This window comes from Enterobacter sp. KB-221C9 (assembly GCF_041320715.1).
Classification (GTDB): Bacteria; Pseudomonadota; Gammaproteobacteria; order Enterobacterales; family Enterobacteriaceae; genus Enterobacter; species Enterobacter asburiae_D.
Window position 1 is genome coordinate 1 of the sequence record NZ_JBGIWG010000010.1, and the last position, 16,812, is coordinate 16,812.

A 16,812-nucleotide genomic window follows, 5' to 3' on the forward strand; every position below is an offset into this window, starting at 1 on the left:
ATGAATATCCATTGTGGACAAGAAATGGGAGTTTACAAAGTCCTTAATGATTTTTAGGAAATATCTTAATCATTATTAAAAAACCACATTTTTTGACATTTTCTTTGCGTGAATTTTATTTTTTGAATAATAACACCATAAAATAATCATCATGATTATCCCGTATTATTTTATAGCGGTGAATCCATGATTAAAAAAGGGTTATCTCTCGTTATGCTTATCTGTGCGCTGTTTTCAGGCCAGCTGATGGCCGGGCACAAAGGACATGAATATGTATGGGTAAAGAATGTGGGGCATCAGCTTCGTCATGAAGCCGACAGCGATGAGTTACGAAGCGCTGCGGAAGAGTCGGCGGAGGGTTTGCGCGAACACCACCTGTGGCAGAAATCGCGCAAACCGGACACGCACGTTCGGTAATTAGCTGCCCTTGCGTTTTGGCAGGGTTTTCATCAGGTCGTCAGGACTCACGGACGCCACGATACTGCCGGGCTGCGGCATTTTGAAGATGTGGTTTTTCATCTTGCCAATCACATGCATTTCGCATGGACGGCAGTCGAACTTGAGGGTCAGCACTTCGTCACCGTTGACCAGCTGCATCGGGGTGGCCTTCCAGCTCTTAATGTTCCCTTTCGCCTGCTTAGGACACAGGTTAAACGCAAAGCGGAGGCAGTGCTTGGTGATCATCACCGGCACATCGCCCTTCTCTTCATGCGCTTCATAGGCTGCGTCTATCAGCTGCACCCCGTGGCGATGGTAGAATTCACGGGCTTTATGGTTGTAGACGTTGGCAAGGAAGGATAAATGGGTGTCCGGGTAGACTGGCGCAGGGACGGCTTCCGCTTTACGGCTGCCGCGCGGATACTGTGCCAGGCGCGCGGCGTCCAGCATCTCTGCCGTTTCACGGCGGAACGCGTTAAGCAGGCTGTTTGGCACGAACAGCGCGTCCGGCAGATTCACGTCGATTGCGCGCGCGTAGTAAATCGTCTGGCCCAGCTTCGCCACGCCATCCTTCAGGCTGTTAAGCGCTTTTTCCGCGTTGTTTGCCACCTCGAACAGGCCATCGAGCGTATGCGTCACGCTGATGCCGTCTTCACAGGTCATGGTCAGAATCAGCTGCTCTTCCCAGCCGCCCAGCTCAATATCCACGGCGATACGACGTTCGCTGGAGGTTTTCAGCAGCGCCTGCTGCCAGTTATGATCGAGGTTACGGTTAAGCGCCGCGTTCGGCCGCGCCTTGTAGAGATCGGCGGGCATTTCATTCGGCCATACGCGGTAGCGGTTCTCGCCGGTTTTCTCCACCGTATTGGCGCGGAAGCCCACGACTTCACGCTTAATCATCACGTTAAGGCCATCGCCGTTTGCCAGCGGTTCCGTCACTTCAACATCCAGGTGATCTTTCGCCACTTTCAGCACTTCACCGACCGGTAAACCGATAAACTTCGGTGAGTCAAACGCCCCAATATCACCTTTACGGGCATTCACAAAATAGTCCGTACTGCCGCGGTGGAACGTTTTGTCCGTCGACGGAATAAAGAAATGCTCGGTGCGACCGGCCGACGCGCGCGCCAGGTCGCCGCGATCTTCGATGATGGCGTCCAGCATCTGGCGATAGTGCGCGGTGATGTTCTTCACGTAGCTCATATCTTTGTAGCGTCCTTCAATCTTGAAGGAACGCACGCCCGCGTCGATCAGCGCGCCCAGGTTGGCCGTCTGATCGTTATCCTTCATGGAGAGCAGGTGTTTTTCGAACGCCACGACGCGGCCCTGATCGTCTTTCAGGGTATACGGCAGGCGGCAGGCCTGAGAACAGTCGCCGCGGTTGGCGCTGCGGCCGGTCTGCGCGTGGGAAATATTGCACTGACCGGAATAGGCAACGCACAGCGCGCCGTGGATAAAGAATTCAATCGTCGCGTCGGTCGCCTGATGAATATCGCGGATCTGATTCAGGTTCAGCTCGCGCGCCAGAACGATCTGCGAAAAGCCGACGTCGGAGAGAAACTTCGCCTTCTCAACCGTACGGATATCACACTGGGTACTGGCATGCAGCTCAATAGGCGGAATATCCAGCTCAAGCACGCCCATGTCCTGAACGATCAGGGCATCAACGCCGGTCTGGTAGAGATCGGTAATCAGACGTTGCGCAGGCTCCAGCTCATCATCATGAAGAATGGTGTTCAGGGTCACGAACACTTTCGCCCCGAAACGGTGGGCGAACGGCACCAGTTCAGCAATATCGCTCAGGCTGTTGCTGGCGTTATGGCGGGCACCGAAGCCAGGGCCACCAATGTAGACGGCGTCAGCGCCGTGAAGGATCGCTTCACGGGCAATGGCGGCGTCGCGGGCCGGGCTTAAAAGTTCAAGATGATGGGATTGCAGGCGCATACTTCGTCGTTATCCGTTATGGTCAAAATGGCGGCTATTGTAGTCAGAAGTATGCGTCAGCGAAACAGTTTTGCGTAGCCTCAGCGGGGATAATGAATCAGGGAGTGAAAATGCACCGTCCGGTCGCTGCTGTTGCGGTAGGCGTGCGGTTTATCACCGGCAAAACGGACGCCCGAATCGGCAGAAATCGTCTGCCACTTGCCGTCAAGCTTCATCTCCAGCTCGCCGCTGACCACCACCACATGTTCAATCACCCCGGCCTCATGCGGCGTGGATTCACTCAGCGCGCCGGGCGCCAGCGTAATGGAGAAATAATCAAACCCGAGCGTCTCGTCCCACGGAAAGAGCGGTTTAACCACCATCGCCTGCTGCTGCGGGTCAAACACCGCATGCCGATCCGCCTCCGGCGTGATAAAGGCGGAAAACGGAACGTTCAGTCCTGTGGCAATTTTCCACAGCGTCGACACCGTCGGGCTGGATTCATTGCGCTCGATTTGCCCCAGCATGGCTTTTGACACGCCGGTCTCGTCTGCGAGCTTCGACAAACTCCAGCCGCGCGCCTGGCGCAGCGTTTTCAGCGTGGTTGCAAGATGTAGTGTGATGTCCATGTTCCCTCCTGATGGCGATCAGCATACCACTTGTACGCTATAGCGCACAGTGCTACCTTATGTCGGACGTTATAACGCACAACGGAGTTTCCATGCGCCCTTCCTCTCACCTTGTTCCAGTCGCACTGGCTGGTTTTGTCGCCGTGCTGGTCGGTTACGCCAGCTCGGCCGCCATCATCTGGCAGGCCGCCGCTGCGGCAGGCGCCAGCGCACAGCAGATTGCGGGCTGGATGACCGCGCTGGGGATTGGGATGGGTGTCAGCACGCTGGCGCTTTCCTGGTGGTACAAAGCGCCGGTGCTGACCGCCTGGTCGACGCCCGGCGCGGCGCTGCTCGCCACCAGCCTGCACGGCGTGACGCTGGCTGAAACGATCGGCGTGTTCATCTTTGCTAACGTGCTCATTTTACTGTGCGGCATCACCGGGCTCTTCGCCCGTCTGATGAGGCTGATCCCCCATTCGCTGGCTGCCGCCATGCTGGCTGGGGTGTTGCTGCAGTTTGGCCTGCACGCGTTTGCGCATCTTGAGGGACACTTTCTGCTGTGCGGCAGCATGATTGCGGCGTGGTTGATAGCAAAAGCGCTGGCGCCGCGCTATGCCATCGTAGTTACGCTGCTGGTCGGCGGTATCGTGGCAAGGGCTGGAGGTGACGTTGTCACTGATAAGCTCACCCTCTCTCTTGTGATGCCCGAGTTTATTGCCCCCACGTTCACCTTCACCAGCCTGGTGAGTATCGGCGTGCCCTTCTTCCTGGTCACCATGGCATCGCAAAACGCGCCGGGGTTCGCCACGATGAAGGCCTCCGGTTACCCGCTGGCGGTCTCTCCGCTCATCATCGTTACGGGGGCGCTGGCGCTGCTGCTTTCTCCTTTTGGCGTCTTTTCTATCTGTATCGCGGCCATTACGGCCGCCATTTGCCAAAGCCCGGATGCGCACCCGGACGCCGATAAACGCTGGCTGGCGGCCATCGCAGCCGGAGGGTTTTATCTGCTGGCGGGGATTTTCGGCGGCTCGATTACCGGGCTGATGGCCGCTCTGCCGCTCAGCTGGATCCAGACGCTCGCCGGTCTGGCGCTGCTGGGCACCATCAGCGGAAGTTTATATCAGGCGCTGAATCACGAAGCGGAGCGCGACGCGGCTATCGTCACGTTCCTGATGACCGCAAGCGGCGTCACGATCCTCGGCATCGGTTCGGCATTCTGGGGGCTGGTGCTGGGCGGCGTATGCTATGCCCTGTTTTCACGCGCTCGCCGCGCGTAGCTGCGAAGGCGTCATGCCCGTCGCGCTGCGAAAGCGGTTGCTGAAGTGGCTGGCGGAGTTAAACCCGCAGGCAAGGGCGATGTCCGTCAGCGGCGTCGAGGTGTGCTGCACCAGGGCCTTCGCTTTTTCCATTCGCCTCTGCATCACGTACTGATGCGGCGCCAGCCCCGTCGACTGGCGGAACATGCGGGCAAAATGGTATTCGCTGAGGGCGGCCTGCGCCGCCAGTTCAGCCAGCGTCAGGGGCTGGCCCAGGTTCTCTTCGATAAAGGCCAGCACGTTGCGCAGCACGAACGGCGATAGCCCGCCGGTGACGACCGGCAGCTTCCACTGAACGTTAGAGTAGTTTTGCAGCAGATGGGTCAGAAGCAGCGTAGAGGCCGTGCTCAGGGTGAGCTGGTTGGCATTCTGCTGCCAGTCGCAGCCGAGCAAAAACTGGCGATACAGCGCGGTGATCTTCGGATCGCTACCAAAAATGCGCTCGTCCAGCGTCAGCGAAAGCGGCCGCTTGTCCCAGATCTTTTCCCCCACGTCGCGCAGGTGTTCATCGGTGCAGTAGAGATGCACAAACGACAGGTCATCACGGATATCCCACGTCGATTCGCTCTCTTTTGGCATCAAACAGAAACGGTCCGGTCCCCCGCCGTTCTTCCAGCCGCCCGGCGTTTTTTGATAGCTTTCGTAGCCGTCTGCCACGTACAGGCTGAGGGTATGATGGTTGCTTTTTACCGTTATCGTATCGTGCTTGTTGTACCACGCTGCCAGCTGAATGCCCGAATTCAGCGAGACGGTTTCCCGCAGGACTGCATTCTGTTGGCAAAGCGTTTCAAAGGTATCGTAAGCGTGAGACATAACCGTTAGCGCGTGATTGACTGGAATATCAGTCTAAGAAGAGTTGTCTCCCGTTGCCAGCCCCCACGGAAGAAAAAAGCGCAAGATTTTGCAAGTCACCCGCAAGCCGGTGAAAGCCCGTTGCGGATCTCAGCGCCATACTGCGGGCTTCCGTGGTTTGAGAAGAGAAAAAGTATGAACGCATTATTATACGGACTGGTGGTGGTTATCTGGGGAACCACCTGGATTGCGATTTTCCTGCAGCAGGGCCCCGTAGCCGCGCCCGTCTCTATTTTCTGGCGCTTCGCCGTCGCCAGCCTCACGATGATGGTGGCGTTAATCGCCCTTCGCCGCCTGCGCAAGCTGGCGCTGCGGGATCACCTTTATTGCATGCTTCAGGGATGCTGCGTTTTCTGCTTTAACTTCTGGTGTTTTTATACCGCAGCCTCGCACATCAATACCGGGCTGGAATCGGTGATCTTCTCCATGGCCGTGCTCTATAACGCCATTAACAGCTTTATTTTCTTCGGGCAGCGTCCGCCGGCACGGTTCTGGACGGCGGCGGCACTGGGGCTGGTCGGGATCATCACCCTCTTCTGGGACGATCTTCTGGCCAGTGGCTGGAGCGCGTCGCTTCTGACCGGGATTGGTCTTTCCGCGCTCGGCACCTACGGCTTCTCGCTGGGCAATATGATCAGCATGCGCCATCAGCGCAGAGGCCTTGAAACCATGACCACCAACGCCTGGGCGATGCTCTACGGCACGCTGGTGATGGGCTGCATTGCCCTGTTCAGAGGCGACAGCTTCGCGCCAGAGTGGACCTTCAGCTACGTTGGCGCGCTGCTCTATCTGGCACTGTTTGGTTCGGTCATTGCCTTTGGCGCCTACTTCACGCTGGTGGGCCGCATTGGTCCGGGCAAAGCGGCCTACAGCACGCTGCTCTTCCCGCTGGTGGCGTTGTCCATCTCCACGGTGTATGAAGGCTACGTCTGGCATATCAACGGTATTGTGGGATTAGTGCTGATTCTGGGGGGAAATATGGTGATGTTTACCAAACCGGAAACCTGGTTCAGGCGCTTACGAACGGCGTAAATAAAAAGGCCTGCATTGCGCAGGCCGTTTTATTGTCACCCCTAAACCACCTCCTAGGGAGGTGGTGATTGATCCTGTAAGGCTATAGCCTGAAGAATGCCCATGCCGGAATATCTCTGCTTACTCACCACAAGTAAAAGGAGACAGACCGACATGGGGCTTTACAGGAGTTCATCACATGTATATTGGCGTTGCAAATACCACATAGTCTGGACGCCAAAGTACCGCTTCAGGATCCTGAAAGATAAGCTGGGTAAGGAGCTTTACAGGACAATCTACATTCTCTGCGGAATAAAAGATTGTGAGGTTCTGGAGCTAAATATTCAGCCAGATCATGTACATCTTGTTGTAATCGTCCCACCTAAAATCTCAATATCAACCCTGATGGGGCATCTGAAAGGCCGCAGTGCAATCAGGCTCTACAATCGTTTTCCACATATACGAAAGAAGCTATGGGGTAACCACTTTTGGTCACGTGGATACTTTGTAGATACTGTCGGTGTTAACGAGGAAATTATCAGACGATATGTGCGGCATCAGGAGAAAATGGAGCAAACGCACGAACAGCAGATGGAATTGCTAGAGTAGCATGAGGAAGGTGACAATCGCCCCCCTTACAGGGGGCATTCTCAAAAGCCACCTTCTAAGAAGGTGGTCTTTTACTTTATTTAGCGGTTTTTTTCACATCAAACATGGTGGCATCCGTCGCCATATCATCAACAACCTGCTTCAGCGTCGCAAAGGTCATTGGCGTACTTTCGTTGTTCAGATCTTTACCTTCGCCTTTACGCACCACCTTCATGACCGGTTTGTTGGTGGCCGCATCGATCAGCTCGCCTTCAAAGAAGAGATGCGTATCCATGGTGCGATGCCCGGTTGCCATCTGCGTACCCGCTACCACCAGCGCGACCGGCACCACTTCATAGAACTGCAGACCCTCTTTCTGCGAACTCACCCCGGTAATAGCACCGCGGAAAATCAGGCTGTGTTTACCCGGCGTGGTCACAATTGGCTTACGCGTACCAATAGCCGTTTTCATTTTGGTATTGGTGTAATTCAACAGCTCATCAAGCGTTTTTTGCCCAATTTGAGTGGTTGGTTTTGGCGTTGGATAATAAGTAATCGGCGTCCAGAGAATACTGTCGTAATTCGCTTCGTTATAGGAAGGGTCAACCCAACGCAGCGTTGGTTTTCCCGTCGCAGATGTCGTCTGTTGTAATCCTGAATAGTCTTTTAAAAAGCCGGAGTATTGTTCGGGAGCGGCGACTTTTGAAGAACAGCCCGCCAGCGCCAACAGACCAGTAAGCACTGCAACTTTAAAAAAAGTTTGAGTACGCATGATAGTTTTCCATGTTATCTGCAAGTATGCATTTGAAGTTATAGCAAAAGACGGGCGGGTTTGTTGTGACAAAAAATGATGCGGGGAGCACAAATTGCGAAAAGACTGCCCGGAGGCGTGCCGGGCAGTGAAAAATTACTGATTTATATCCAGTTGCCAGAACAGATGTTTGCCAAACGGGTCGATTTCATAGCCCGTCACCTCCTTGCGCACCGGTTCGAAAATGGTTGAATGCGCAATCATCACTGCGGGCATCTGGTCATGCATCATCTGCTGAGCCTCTTTATACAGCGCCACGCGCTTATCGCGGTCGGTCGTTGATTTTGCTTCCGCAATAATTTTATCAAAGGGCTTATAGCACCATTTCGCTGAATTTGAACCGCCGTTTGCCGAGGTGCAGGTAAACAGCGGACCAAAGAAGTTGTCGGGATCGCCCGTTGCGGTCGTCCAGCCCATCAGCGCGGCCTGATGTTCACCGCCCTTCACGCGCTTAAGGTATTCGCCCCATTCGTAGGTGACGATTTTGGTCTGTACGCCGACTTTCGCCCAGTCGGACTGTATCATCTCCGCCATGCGTTTCGCATTCGGATTGTACGGACGCTGCACCGGCATCGCCCACAGGTCGACGCTCACGCCGTTGGCAAAACCGGCCTCTTTCAGCAGCGCCTTCGCCTTTTCGGGATCGTAATCGTAATCCTTAAGCTCGCTGTCAGCGCTCCAGACGCCCGGCGGCAGCAGGTTCTTCGCCGTGGTGCCGGTGCCGTGGAACACGGCATCAATGATGGCCGGTTTATTGATGGCCATCGCCAGCGCCTGACGGACTTTTACGTTATCCAGCGGCGGCTTTTGGGTATTGAAAGCCAGAAAACCGGTGTTAAGTCCGGCTTTGCTCATCAGGTTGATGTCTTTGTTCGCCTTCATGCGCGGCAGGTCCGCCGGGTTCGGGAACGGCATCACCTGACATTCGTTCTTCTCAATTTTGGCAAAACGCACGGAGGCATCGGGTGTGATGCTAAACACCAGCCGATCCAGCTTCGATTTCCCCTGCCAGTAGTCTGCGAACGCCGTAAACAGGATCCGCGAATCCTTCTGATACTGCGCCAGCTTAAACGGCCCGGTGCCGATGGGCTCCATATCCACCTTCTCCGGCGTGCCCGCCTTTAGCATCGCGTCGGCATACTCTGCGGAAAGGATCGAGGCAAAATACCATGCCAGATCGGCGACAAACGGCGCTTCCGGGTGCGCCAGGGTAAAGCGCACGGTGTGGTCATCAACTTTATCAATGCTCGTTATCAGGCTGCCAAATTCCAGACTTTCGAAGTTGGAGTAGCTGCCGTTAGAGACGTTGTGGTAGGGATGATTCACGTCTTTCTGCCGCATAAACGAGAAAATCACGTCGTCGGCGTTAAGGTCGCGGGTCGGCGTGAAGGATTTATTGCTCTGGAACTTGACGCCTTTACGCAGATGGAAGGTATAAACCTTGCCGTCGTCGCTGACCTCCCATCGCTCCGCCAGGCTCGGCACCAGCTCCGTGGTGCCGGGTTTGAAATCGACCAGCCGGTTATAGACCGGCACGGCGCTGGCGTCCACGCTGGTTCCCGAGGTGTATAACTGAGGATTAAAGTTTTCCGGCGATCCTTCGGAGCAATACACCAGCGTTTTCGCGGCAACGGTGGAACTGACCGTGAGTGCAGCGAGTGCCAGCGCTAAAGTTGTGAGTTTGCTTTTCATCATTTATTCCTGTCTTTTTAATTCGACGGCTAATTAATTCTTTTGCCATTTCATAAATAACATTAAAGTGATGTGGCAAACACCCGAAAAATAAATAAGGAACAAATCACTATGGGCTCGCCGCTTTCCAGACAATTAACGCACCGTTTTTTCCGCTATCTCGCTATTACCAGCCAGAGCGATCCCAAAGTCAAAACCCTGCCCTCAACGGCGGGCCAACACGACATGGCGCGGGAGCTGGCGCAGGAGCTGGCGCAGGAGCTGGCGCAGCTGGGGTTAGACGACATTGTGATTGATGAATTCGCCACGGTGACGGCGGTAAAAAAAGGCAACGTGCCCGGTGCGCCGCGCATCGGCTTTATTACCCATATTGATACCGTGGACGTGGGATTATCACCGGATATTCATCCACAAATATTAACCTTTACCGGTGAAGATCTCTGTCTGAATAAAGAAAAAGACATCTGGCTGCGGGTTAAAGAGCATCCTGAAATTCTGGCTTATCCGAATGAGGAGATTATTTTCAGCGACGGAACCAGCGTATTGGGCGCGGATAATAAATCGGCGGTCACGGTCGTCATGACGGTGCTGGAAAACCTGACGGCTGAACATCAGCATGGAGATATCGTCGTGGCATTTGTGCCTGATGAAGAGATCGGCCTGAACGGTGCCAAAGCGCTGGATCTTAAGCGCTTCGACGTCGACTTTGCCTGGACCATTGACTGCTGCGAGCTGGGCGAAATTGTCTACGAGAACTTTAATGCGGCAGCCGCTGAGATCCGCTTTACCGGCGTGACGGCGCACCCGATGTCCGCCAAAGGCGTGCTGGTGAATCCCCTGCTGATGGCGACTGACTACATCAACCATTTTGACCGCCAGCAAACGCCAGAGTGCACCGAGGGACGTGAAGGCTATATCTGGTTTAACGGCATTCAGGCCGGGCAGAACGAGGCCGTTCTTAAGGCCAATATCCGGGACTTTGACAAGGACAGCTTTGCCGCCCGCAAGCAGCAGATTGCCGACGTTGCCGCGCTGATTGCCGCCCAACATCCCACGGCCACGGTCGACTATCGCATTGAAGATACCTACAGCAATATCAGCAATGCGATTGGCGAAGACCGACGCGCCATCGATCTGATGTTTGAGGCGATGGAATCGCTCGGCATCACGCCGAAACCGACGCCCATGCGCGGCGGGACCGACGGCGCGGCGCTCTCGGCAAAAGGGTTGCTCACGCCGAACTTCTTCACCGGCGCGCATAACTTCCACTCGAAGTTTGAATTCCTGCCGCTGTCGTCGTTCGAGGCGTCTTACAACACTGCGCTGCAGATCTGCCTGCTGGCCGCCCGTTAAGCGGGCTTGCGCGCCAGCATAGTGGCAAAGCGCAGCTTGATGCGGTTGCCGTTTTCATCGGTGCGGTGCAGCTCGCCAACGTCTTCATTGTATTTGAGCAACTCCCAGCCTTCGTAGTAGTTGCTCAACTCACCGGTTTTAAACGCAAACGGGAAGCCGACGGTGCACGGATAATCCGCCGTATCCATGGCGGCAACAATCAGGTTGTAGCCGCCCGGCTTCGTGCAGCGCTGCATGTTGGCAATAAGTCCCGGGATGGTTTTTGACTCCAGGAACATCAGCACCACGGTGGAGAAAATGAAATCGTACTCGCCGTCAAAACTCAGGTTATTGAGATCTTTAACCACCGTCTGGAGGTTATCGATCCCTTCTTCCGCCTTGATGCGCTCGATATTATCGATGCTCATCGGGTTCTTGTCCCACGCGGTCACATCGTAACCGTTGGCCGCCAGATAGAGGCTGTTACGGCCATTGCCGCAGCCCAGATCCAGCGTTTTACCCGGTTTAATCTTTTGCGCACTGAACAGCACCTCTGAATGGGTGCGGGTTAAGCCATATTTCTCTGTGAAGTAATTCTCATCGACTGTCATTATTTTTTCCTGAGCCTGCATAAGTTGAAAGTGCATCCTGAATGCCATTTTAAGGCGTTTACCGCCTGGTTGCCAGTCGTTCGAAAACCGAAAAATTTGCTACGTTTAGTTAAGACGCTTATCAGAGACACAAAGATGACCAAATATCGCCTTAGCGACGAGACCCGCCTCTGGCAATGGAAAAGCGGCGAGACAGCCCACTCTGCGACGCTGCGACAGATCGTCGCCACGGTGGATTTTAACGACGTGACGGCCGGTACCAAAGGCGGCTGGATTGACGACGAGCGCGCCCTCGCGCAGGACGGCGACTGCTGGATCTACGACGAAAACAGCGTGGTGTTCGCCGGTGCCGTCGTGTCCGGCAACGCGCGCCTTACCCTGCCGTGCGTCGTCAGCCATGATGCCCGTATCGGCGACAGCTGCTGGCTGGACGGCGCGGAGGTCAGCCACGGGGCGCGAATAAGTGACAACGTCACTATTCAGCAGTCCTGCGTGCGGGGCGAGTGCCATATCTACGGCGAGGCTCGCGTACTGCATCACAGCGTGGTGATTGCTGCCAAAGGGCTAACGCCGGACCATGAACAGATCCTGCAAATCTACGATAAGGCGACCGTCAGCCAGTCGCGCATTGTGCACCAGGCGCAAATCTACGGCGAGGCGATGGTCAACTTTGCCTTTGTTGAGCACCGCGCCGAAATATTCGACAACGCCATCCTCGAAGGCAACGATCTGAATAACGTCTGGGTGTGCGACTGCGCAAAAGTCTATGGCAACGCCCGCGTGATTGCCGGCTATGACGACGATGCGATCCCGACGGTGCGCTACAGCTCTCAGATTGCGGAGAACGCCGTGGTGGAAGGAAACTGCGTCATCAAGCACCACGTCCTGATTGGCGGTCAGGCCTGGCTGCGCGGCGGGCCAATCATGCTTGACGATAAGGTCGTGATCCAGGGGCGCGCGCGGATAAGCGGTGATGTGCTCATCGAGCACCGGGTTGAAATCACCGACGATGCTGTCATTGAAGCGTTTGCCGGCGAGAGCATTCACCTGCGCGGCGAAAAGGTGATTAATGGCGACCAGCGCATCACCCGCACCCCGCTGCTGGGGGCGTTATAGGGTATAAATCTTGCCGTAGATATTCACATCGTCAAAGCGACCGTTCAGGTACTCCGCTTCCCGCAGGCAACCTTCCAGCGTAAAACCGTTGCGCACGGCAACGCTGTTGCTGTGCTGATTCGCCACCCGACACTTGATCACAAAACGCCGGATCTCACCGCGTTCCACGTAGTAGCGCATAAACGCCTGAAGTGACCGGGAGAGAATGCCCTGCCCCTGGCGATCTTCATCCAGCCAGTAGCCGATGTACCCGGCCTTGTTGGCTGATTCAATCGTATTAAACGACAGCACGCCGACCAGTTCATCACCCGCGAAGATCAGAAACATTTTGGCGTAGCCGCGCTGGTGCAGCATCTGGTTACTCTGCACGTTGCGGCGGGTATCCTCTTCGCCGCCCACGTGCTGCGCCCAGTCAAAGGCAGTCTGCAAATAGGTTTTGTTTTTGATGACGAGGTTGTGCAGGTCGGTGGTGTAACGCTCTTCGACGGCGCGAAGCTCGATATCCTGGGTAACGGGGATGATTTCTGAAGACATGGTGCCTCTCAATTGCCGGGTGGCGCTAACGCTTACCCGGCCTACAGTATCGAAACGTAGGCCGGGTAAGGCGAAGCCGCCACCCGGCACAAGGGTTAACGCATCACCCTGTCATCAACATACTGACGTTTGTCCGGCGCTGGCGGGAAATACTGGTACAGCCAGGTTTCGCTGATGGCATCGCCCTGGCAACGCAGGAACAGGCGCATATCCACCGGCTCCGTTGAATCCGAGGTTGGATACCAGTCAAACAGGATGCGGTAGCCGTCAAACGGCTCCACGTAGAGGATCTCAACCTGCTTCGCTTCACCGCTGGAGAGCGTGATCACCGGCTCGATGCCTTTTGGCGCAGCGGCCTTCAGGTCGCCGCCGACGAAGTCGATGGCAAAGCGACGGGCCCATACTTTCGGGTAATTTTCGCCCGGTGCCCAGCCTTCCGGGAACCCGCCCATGCCGGTACGGGTGGCGAAGACGTTGGCCAGCGGAGAACGCACCGGCGGCATGGCGCTCCAGTACAGACGATATTTAAAGTCCAGCTCGTCGCCCGCTTTCACCGCTTTTTCCGGCTGCCAGAAGCAGACCACGTTATCCAGCGTTTCACCGGTGGTCGGGATCTCCATCAGGCCAACCGCGCCTTTACCCCAGTCGTTACGCGGTTCAACCCACAGGCTCGGGCGTTTGTTATACCAGCCCATCACGTCCTGATAGTGCGAGAAATCGCGATCGAGCTGCAGCAGGCCGAAACCTTTCGGGTTTTTGTCCATATAGGCGTTGAACTGCAGCTTCTGCGGGTTGTTCAGCGGACGACAAATCCACTCCCCGTTGCCGCGCCACATTGCCAGGCGGTCGGAGTCATGAATTTGCGGGTGAATGGTGTCACACATGCGGCGTTCGTTATTGCCGCAGCTGAACATGCTGGTCATCGGCGCGATGCCGAGCTGCTTGATGTCCTTACGCGCGTAGAGATGGTTTTCCACCTCCATAATCACCTGGCTCTTCTCGCAGTGGATCACGAATTTATAGGCGCCGGTGACGCTCGGGCTGTCCAGCAGCGTATAGACGGTAAAGGTCGTGTCGCCGGGCTTGACGGTTTCAAACCAGAAGGAGGTAAAGTCCGGGAACTCTTCCGGCGTGTCGGTAAAGGTATCTACCGCCAGACCGCGGGCAGACAGGCCGTACTGGTAGGTGTCATCCACCGCGCGGAAATAGCTCGCGCCCAGGAAAGAGACGATATCGCGACGCGCCAGTTCAGGGGCCTTGAAGGCGCGGAAGCCCGCAAAGCCGAGATCGCTTTGCCCTTCCAGCTGTTTGGTATCCACACCCGTTTCGCCGTAGCTGAACAGCTCCGGACGGAAGTGGATCTCGCGCGCCATGGCGGTAGACTGGTCCAGCGAGAACATCCGCACGCGGCGACGGAACCCCATCCCCATATGGAAGAACTGCACGTCCAGCTGACGCCCTTCAATGTTGTTCCACAGTGACTGTTTTTCATCGTAGCGGATGGCGTTGTACGCCTGCGGCGTCATGGTCGCCAGCGTGTCCGGCAGCGGACGCGGCGCGCCACCCCACGGGGTTTTCGCCAGGTCATGCGCCATGGATTGCAGTACGGAGAAGTCAAAACGACGGCTCTGGCCGTCAGCAATGTCAGAGTCGGCAGCGTATGCCGCTTTGGAAAACAGGGAAGCAAGCCCAGATGTGCCGCTCAGGGCTGCCACTGCCAGCGAGCCTTTTAGAAAACGTCTGCGATTCATGCCTGGAAAAACGTCCTTATGGTCGTGTGAATGTGTTTCGCGCTCGGCGAAATGACGGCAAGAAAGAACGCACAGCCTAAACAAAAATGGTTAAGAATCCAATTGTTGGCCGATGATTATCTGAACAAAGTGAGAAATATTTTCTGTCGACCAGAACGGCCCGAAAGTGGTGTAAAGAAAGCCTGGAAAATGTGTATAAAAATGCCCCGGTGCGACATCACTCACCGGGGCTAATGAGGCGGTTATTTTACGCTGACATTGATACCCGGGAAGTACTTATCAGCGAGTTTAGCGATCGTGCCGTCGGCACGAACTTTATCAATCGCGGCATCAAGCTGCTTTTTGGTGGCCTCGTCGCCCTTACGCAACCCAAAACCGATCCCACTGCCGAGGATAGTGTCGTCAGATACCGGTTTGCCGATGAAGCCAAACCCTTTCCCCTGCGGCTTGCTGAGGAAACCTGCCTGCCCGGCCGCGGACATGACCAGCGAGGCGTCGATACGGCCATTCAGCAGATCGCCCCAGGCCATATTCTGATCTTTATAAGACACCACGGTGACACCCTGCTTTTCCCAGTGCTCTTTCGCATAGGTTTCCTGAATGGATCCCTGCAGCACGCCGATGGTTTTCCCCTTCAGCCCTTCTGGGGTTGCCTCAACCGCCGTACCGGCCTTGCCGACCAGTTGCGACGGAATACGGTAAATCGGCTGGGTAAAATCAATGCTCTTGCGGCGCTGCTCGGTGATGTTCATCGCCGAGTTGATGGCGTCAAATTTCTTCGCCACCAGGCCCGGGATCAGCGCATCAAACGAGGTTTCAACCCAGCTGCACTTCAGCGCAGCCGCTTTGCAGATGGCATTCCCCAGCTCAACGTCAAACCCTTCCAGTTCGCCCGCCGCATTGCGGCTTTCAAACGGCGGATATTCCGCTTCCAGACCGTAACGCAGCTCGGTGGCCGCGAAGGAAGAAAAGGTACACAGCAATCCCATGCCGACAACTAACGCGCGTAATTTCATCTACAACTCCTTAGAGCCTATCTCAGCGTGGTTTAACCCGACACAGGGCCTGGGCACCTGCCCGTAACGTCGCCTCATCTTTCGCAAAAGAGAGACGAATCAATTTATTATCCGTACCGTCCGCATAAAACGCCGACAGTGGAATGGTGGCAACGCCGTACTCAACGATCAGCCGTTTCACCAGCTCGCTGTCGCGCTCGTCGCTGAACTGGCTGTAGTCCGCCAGCATGAAGAACGAACCGGCGCTCGGCAGCAGCGTAAACGGCGAATCCGCCAGCAGGCTGTGCAGCAGATCGCGCTTGCGCTGGTAAAACGCCGACAGCGACAGCCAGGTTTGCGGGTCGACCATATGTTCAGCAAACGCGTGCTGCATTGGCGTATCGGCAGAAAACATTAAAAATTGATGGACTTTACAAATCTCGTCCATCAGTACCGCCGGTGCAACACAATAACCCACGCGCCACCCGGTGACGTGATAGGTTTTTCCGAAAGAGGAAATAATCACGCTGCGCTCCGCCAGCTGCGGGTGCGTGGCCATACCGTGGTGCGGCTTATCGTCAAAAACGACGTGTTCGTACACTTCGTCAGACAAAATAATGATATCGGTATTGCGCGTCAGCGCCGCCAGCTGCTGCAGGTCATTGGCGGAGAAGACCTGGCCGCTCGGGTTATGCGGCGTATTGATGATGATCATCCGCGTGCGCGGGGTGATCGCGGCGCGAACCTCATCCCAGTTGACGGCAAAATCCGGCACGGTGAGCTTGATGGCTATCGGGGTTGCCCCCTGCAGACGGACAATCGGCGCGTAGCTGTCAAATGACGGCTCAAAGTAGATCACCTCATCACCCGGATGCACCAGCCCGCTTATTGCCGAATAGAGCCCTTCGCTGGCGCTGGCGGTCACCAGCACCTCGCTGGCAGGGTCATACCGCGTGCCGTAGAGCGTGGCAATTTTATCGGCAATACGTTCTTTTAGCGGCGGCAGACCGGTCATTGACGCGTATTGGTTATGCCCCGCCTCCATTGCGCGGGTGACGCCCGCAATCAGCTTCGGGTCGCAGGAGAAATTCGGTGCGCCCTGAGAAAGGTTAATCGCGTTATGCTGCGCCGAGAGCTGGCCGATAATGGTAAAAATGGTGGTTCCCACATCTGGCAGTTTGGAGCGCGTTTGCACAGGCGTTCGTAAAGTCATCCTCTTTCCCTTCTCATG

Annotated in this window: 16 protein-coding genes; 6 read left to right on the plus strand and 10 right to left on the minus strand. The window is 55.8% G+C overall.

From position 1 onward, the window contains the following. Positions 1-186 precede the first annotated feature (186 nt). Positions 187-417: a DUF2554 family protein gene (locus tag AB8846_RS15430; RefSeq protein WP_331412303.1), complete on the plus strand. Its 231-nt coding sequence runs from the start codon at positions 187-189 to the stop codon at positions 415-417. On the opposite strand, the gene AB8846_RS15435 is transcribed toward AB8846_RS15430, so the two are convergent. Together AB8846_RS15435 and AB8846_RS15440 are read right to left on the minus strand one after the other, a co-directional pair. Further along, positions 418-2,382, minus strand: coding sequence for a U32 family peptidase (locus tag AB8846_RS15435; protein WP_023335684.1), 1,965 nt, complete (start codon positions 2,380-2,382; stop codon positions 418-420). 80 nt (positions 2,383-2,462) lie between these two features. Beyond that, entirely contained in the window at positions 2,463-2,990 is a 528-nt protein-coding gene (locus AB8846_RS15440) for a helix-turn-helix domain-containing protein (RefSeq protein ID WP_370733075.1), read from the minus strand. A 92-nt stretch (positions 2,991-3,082) separates the two neighbouring features. Between AB8846_RS15440 and AB8846_RS15445 the strand changes: the two genes are divergently transcribed. Then, the gene (locus tag AB8846_RS15445; RefSeq protein ID WP_370733076.1) at positions 3,083-4,249 is read left to right on the plus strand and encodes a benzoate/H(+) symporter BenE family transporter; all 1,167 of its coding nucleotides are present in this window, start codon (positions 3,083-3,085) and stop codon (positions 4,247-4,249) included. Here the strand turns inward: AB8846_RS15445 and AB8846_RS15450 are convergent. Continuing rightward, positions 4,229-5,101 (minus strand): helix-turn-helix transcriptional regulator, encoded by an 873-nt coding sequence (locus AB8846_RS15450; RefSeq protein WP_032642978.1) that lies wholly within the window; start codon positions 5,099-5,101, stop codon positions 4,229-4,231. The genes AB8846_RS15445 and AB8846_RS15450 overlap by 21 nt on opposite strands. A gap of 174 nt (positions 5,102-5,275) precedes the next feature. On the opposite strand from AB8846_RS15450, the gene AB8846_RS15455 reads away from it, so the two are divergent. Both AB8846_RS15455 and tnpA read left to right on the plus strand, forming a co-directional pair. Further along, a complete protein-coding gene (locus AB8846_RS15455) occupies positions 5,276-6,172 on the plus strand; it encodes a DMT family transporter (protein WP_370733077.1) in 897 nt (298 codons plus the stop codon). Positions 6,173-6,325: 153 nt separating this feature from the next. Further along, complete coding sequence (gene tnpA, locus AB8846_RS15460) at positions 6,326-6,760, plus strand: IS200/IS605 family transposase (protein ID WP_370733173.1); 435 nt, start codon at positions 6,326-6,328, stop codon at positions 6,758-6,760. A gap of 76 nt (positions 6,761-6,836) precedes the next feature. Here the strand turns inward: tnpA and AB8846_RS15465 are convergent, their stop codons facing one another. Together AB8846_RS15465 and AB8846_RS15470 are read right to left on the minus strand one after the other, a co-directional pair. Further along, the gene (locus AB8846_RS15465; protein ID WP_111964626.1) at positions 6,837-7,511 is read right to left on the minus strand and encodes a DUF3313 domain-containing protein; all 675 of its coding nucleotides are present in this window, start codon (positions 7,509-7,511) and stop codon (positions 6,837-6,839) included. A 135-nt stretch (positions 7,512-7,646) separates the two neighbouring features. Further along, on the minus strand, positions 7,647-9,242 hold the full coding sequence (locus AB8846_RS15470) for an ABC transporter substrate-binding protein (RefSeq protein WP_370733174.1): 1,596 nt from the start codon (positions 9,240-9,242) through the stop codon (positions 7,647-7,649). A 111-nt stretch (positions 9,243-9,353) separates the two neighbouring features. On the opposite strand from AB8846_RS15470, the gene pepT reads away from it, so the two are divergent. After that, positions 9,354-10,595 carry a peptidase T gene (gene pepT, locus AB8846_RS15475; RefSeq protein ID WP_370733078.1) on the plus strand — a complete coding sequence of 414 codons (1,242 nt, stop codon included), beginning with the start codon at positions 9,354-9,356 and terminating at the stop codon, positions 10,593-10,595. On the opposite strand, the gene tehB is transcribed toward pepT, so the two are convergent. Further along, a complete protein-coding gene (tehB, locus tag AB8846_RS15480) occupies positions 10,592-11,206 on the minus strand; it encodes a tellurite resistance methyltransferase TehB (RefSeq protein WP_370733175.1) in 615 nt (204 codons plus the stop codon). The two genes, pepT and tehB, sit on opposite strands and share 4 nt — an antisense overlap. Before the next feature lie 114 nt (positions 11,207-11,320). Here tehB and ydcK point away from each other — a divergent pair, with 114 nt between their 5' ends. Next, positions 11,321-12,301, plus strand: a complete 981-nt coding sequence (gene ydcK / locus AB8846_RS15485) for a YdcK family protein (RefSeq protein WP_370733079.1) — start codon at positions 11,321-11,323, stop codon at positions 12,299-12,301. Here the strand turns inward: ydcK and rimL are convergent. The 4 genes from rimL to AB8846_RS15505 all read right to left on the minus strand — a co-directional run bounded on the left by rimL (position 12,296) and on the right by AB8846_RS15505 (position 16,794). Continuing rightward, positions 12,296-12,835 (minus strand): 50S ribosomal protein L7/L12-serine acetyltransferase, encoded by a 540-nt coding sequence (gene rimL / locus AB8846_RS15490; protein WP_370733080.1) that lies wholly within the window; start codon positions 12,833-12,835, stop codon positions 12,296-12,298. The two genes, ydcK and rimL, sit on opposite strands and share 6 nt — an antisense overlap. A gap of 95 nt (positions 12,836-12,930) precedes the next feature. Then, positions 12,931-14,586: a glucan biosynthesis protein D gene (locus AB8846_RS15495; RefSeq protein WP_063142809.1), complete on the minus strand. Its 1,656-nt coding sequence runs from the start codon at positions 14,584-14,586 to the stop codon at positions 12,931-12,933. A 242-nt stretch (positions 14,587-14,828) separates the two neighbouring features. Then, entirely contained in the window at positions 14,829-15,602 is a 774-nt protein-coding gene (locus tag AB8846_RS15500; protein ID WP_370733081.1) for a transporter substrate-binding domain-containing protein, read from the minus strand. Between the two features lie 22 nt (positions 15,603-15,624). Further along, positions 15,625-16,794, minus strand: coding sequence for a pyridoxal phosphate-dependent aminotransferase (locus AB8846_RS15505; RefSeq protein WP_370733082.1), 1,170 nt, complete (start codon positions 16,792-16,794; stop codon positions 15,625-15,627). Positions 16,795-16,812 lie beyond the last annotated feature (18 nt).